General features: G+C 63.4%; 1 protein-coding gene. It reads left to right on the top strand.

Features of this window, described 5'->3' with window-relative positions; translation table 11 throughout:
- Positions 1-228, top strand: a 228-nt coding sequence (locus C5F48_RS25590; RefSeq protein WP_219907853.1) for an autotransporter domain-containing protein, incomplete at its 5' end; no start/stop codon positions are given.
- Positions 229-476: the final 248 nt, after the last annotated feature.

A 476-nucleotide genomic window follows, 5' to 3' on the forward strand; every position in this document is an offset into this window, starting at 1 on the left:
GGATGGCGGCACGCCTTCGGCGATCTCGACGAGGGCGTGTCGGCGGATCTGCTCGGGAGCGACTTCGTCGCTTACGGGATGCCGATCGCCAAGAACGAGCTGCTGCTGGAGGCCGGCCTCGAGATGCCGCTGTCCGGCAGCTCGACCTTCAGTGTGGGTTACTCCGGCCAGTTTTCGGAGGATCACCACGATCACGGCCTGAAGGCGGCGCTGCAGGTGGCATTCTGAATCTTTCACTTGGACAGATCCTGGACATCACGCGCATCAGGACAGAGCAACAAGGGCGGCCGGTAATGGCCGCCTCCAAGCCTTGATGTGAGCCCGGGTCACATCACCACTGCTTCCTTGCCTATCCGCCAAACAGCGGTTCCGTCCGGCGGCTTTGGCCTCATAGAGCCGTCTGTCGGCTGCTGCCAGCCAGCTCTCGACCGACGGTCCTGCCTCGCCAATGCTCTCCACGCCGAAACTCGCCGTGA

The sequence above is a fragment of the Cereibacter changlensis JA139 genome, from assembly GCF_003034985.1.
GTDB classification, from domain to species: Bacteria; Pseudomonadota; Alphaproteobacteria; order Rhodobacterales; family Rhodobacteraceae; genus Cereibacter; species Cereibacter changlensis.